Annotated in this window: 1 protein-coding gene; it reads right to left on the bottom strand. The window is 33.7% G+C overall.

All coding sequences use genetic code 11. The features are described from left to right. On the bottom strand, nt 1-3,181 hold a 3,181-nt coding region (locus tag ACEXNK_RS17425), incomplete at both ends, for a DUF7507 domain-containing protein (RefSeq protein WP_373601618.1).

Genomic DNA, 3,181 nt, shown 5'->3' with positions numbered 1-3,181 from the left:
ATGGTATTTGACAGTATTTATCTAATGTTATTTGCTTAAATATTGAAATATTCACTTCTATTTCTACAGATGAAGATTCACTAGTTTCTTCACCAGTTGTTCCATCAGGTAGTATATATTTATACTCAGCAAATGCATTGTTTGTTATAATACCACTACATGCTCCACCTACTACCTTTGCTTGATATTTTATTACAATAGTTTCTCCTGGCATAAGTGAGCCTATATTAACACCTGAGTTAAGGTCAACTCCATTTATTACAACTCCATTTACTTCAAAAGTTCCATCTATTAATTCTAAAGATTGTGGTAACTCATCTTTAAATACTATATCTGTAAGCTCTGTATCTCCATCGTTAGTAAGAACTACTGTAAATGTTATTACATCCCCTAGAGAAACTTCTTCTTTATCGGCCATTTTCTCTACTGTAAGATTTGGATCAAATAATTCTATTATATTTTCATTACTGTCTTGAGTTTTACCTTGAGGAGGCTCTCCTGGATTTAATATATAAGTGAAATTTGCTGTAGACACATTTATTATTTCATCTGAAGTCTTACTAATTACCTTGGCTTCAAATGTTATTGTCTTCATTTGGCCTACGGCTAATGGGCCTATTTCAACGCCCGTTAAAATGTTTGCCATTGGCATAGGAACTCCATTTACTTTTAGGCTTCCTTCTATAAAGTCAAGATCTGGCGATAATGGATCTGATACAATTACACTATCAAGATCTATATCTCCTTCATTAGTTACTTTAATAGTATAAATTATTGTATCTCCTACTACAGCGCTATCTACATTAGATGACTTTTCAACTCTTATTTTTGCCTCTACAGTTTTTACTCCTATAGGATCTTCTGCTGTTACTTCGATTATTTCTGGTGGGAAGTTAGGATCTGTAACAACTTCGCCTGTGCCTACGGCTACGTTTTTAAAAGGATCATCTGTTGGAAGCAGTTCATTTACTAAAACAGTTATTTCTACAATAACTATTTGACCTGGGTCTATATCTCCTATAGGTATACCTACAGCTAAATCTCCTCCAACAATATTTCCATCTACCTTAATCTCTTCTACTGAAAATTCTGGTGGTAAAGTATCTTGAAGTACAAAGTTTTCAACTTTTATATCGCCTGTATTTTCAATTCTTATAGTATAAGTGAAAGTATCTCCTACTTCTACATTTTCCTTGTCTGCTTCTTTTGTCATTTCTATTTCAGGCGAGAATATTCTTACCTGTTCTTCATTACTTTCTACTGTTTCTGTAATTATAGGATCTCCGTTTTCATCTGAGTATTCATAAGTTGTAGTTACAATATTATTTATAATCTTATCATCTGGTACAGATACAACTATTACATCAAAAGTTACCGTTACTTGTGAGTTAGCAGGTACTGTACCTATATTTACTCCAACAGTTATATCTCCACCAATTGGATTTCCATCTACTTTAATATTATTATCAAACTGAACATCTTGTGATAGTGGATCTTGAATAGTTACATTATCAGCATCTAAGTTCCCGCTATTTGTAATAATTAAGGTATAAGTTATAGTATCTCCAACTAAAGCTCCTTCTCTATTAGCTATTTTCTCTACTGTAAGATTTGCTTCGTCTACAGTTGAATCAACTTCATTACTTGTAGCTGTTTCTGTTATTGTTTCATTATTTTCTGTATAGCTATACTCTACATCGGATACGTTAGTTAAAACAGTTCCAGGAGGGAGATTTTCATCTACTCTTACTTGGAATTCTACATCTTTTGTAACTCCTATTCCAAGAGGACCTATATCTACTCCCGCTTCTATATCTGCACCTGGAATAAGAACGTTATCTACAGTTACTGTATTTGGTATAACAGTAGTACCTGCAGGTATTGTATCAGTTACTATAACAGGATCTAAAGCTACACTACCTGTATTTGTAACTGAAAGTGTATAAGTTAATATTCCACCTGGAACAACTTGTGTTAAGTCAACAGACTTTGTAACTTCTAAGTTAACATCAACTACTGTAGTATCAACAACATTAGATTGAGTTGTCTTTGTAAATAATACTCCATCTAGTTCGCTTCCAAATACAGCTGTCGCTGAGTTTGAAATAACATCTCCAGGATTTGCTCCAGGCCCTACTATTACAGTGAATACTATTGTTCTCATCTGGCCTGGTATCATTGGTGCAAGTTCTATTCCTGATTCAATATCAGCACCTGGAGCTAATGCTCCATCTACAAATGTTGAGTTAGGCTTTAATGTTGTATTAGCTGGAAGTGTATCCTGAACTACAGCTGTATCAAGTGTTGTTGTACCTGTATTTGTAGCTTTGATTGTATAAGTTATTTCATCTCCTACTTGTGCTATAGTTTTATACGTTTCTTTTTCTAAAGTTAAGTTTACATCTACGACATTTACTGTAATAGAAGTTGAACAACTTAATTGAGTAAGAGGTACAGTTGCTACTATATCAAAAGTATCTACACCAACAAACCCTGGATTTGGTACATAAGTCCAATCTCCAGTTAATATATTTACTTGAGCATTTCCATTAAATGGTCCATTTGCTACTGAATAATTTATTGGGTATCCTTGAGGATCAACTGCTGTTACATTACCTGATGCATTTTGTGTTGTATCTATTGTAACAGATTGTGGCATTGGACAAGTTGGTGGGAATGGTGCTATGTCTATTAAATAGTCTTCTACCTCACCATCTTCAGCAGGACCGATACTTCTTGTATCTTCATCTGTTGGGGAAAGATTATTATTAACTAGCGTTTCTGTTGTTAATCTCGCTCTTACAAAAGTATATGTTCCTTGTAGTGGTGGAACAATATTCACATTATTAAATGTCACTGTAAAGTTTCTAGGATTTGTTACAGGATCTGTTGGAACTATAATAAGCTGTGCTGCTTCATTCCCTTCAAAGATTCCATTTTGATTAAAGTCTATCCATACATATAAATTAGCTGGTAAACCAGTATCATTACTAGCTGATATATTAAAAGAATACGAATTATCATTTATAGTAAGTGGAGTAAGAGGAAGTACAACACCATCATCTGGTATATTAGCAGGTATATCATCACCTGTTGCAAATGAATTTTGAAGTGCATCTTGTTCACCAGTGACTTGAGTTCCTAATGTTAGCGGATTTATTATTTGATGTCTTGGTCCATT

The organism is Paraclostridium bifermentans, from assembly GCF_964259345.1.
GTDB classification, from domain to species: Bacteria; Bacillota; Clostridia; order Peptostreptococcales; family Peptostreptococcaceae; genus Paraclostridium; species Paraclostridium bifermentans_B.
The sequence above is the reverse complement of the archived record's forward strand: the minus strand, read 5'-3'. Positions and strand labels throughout refer to the sequence as shown.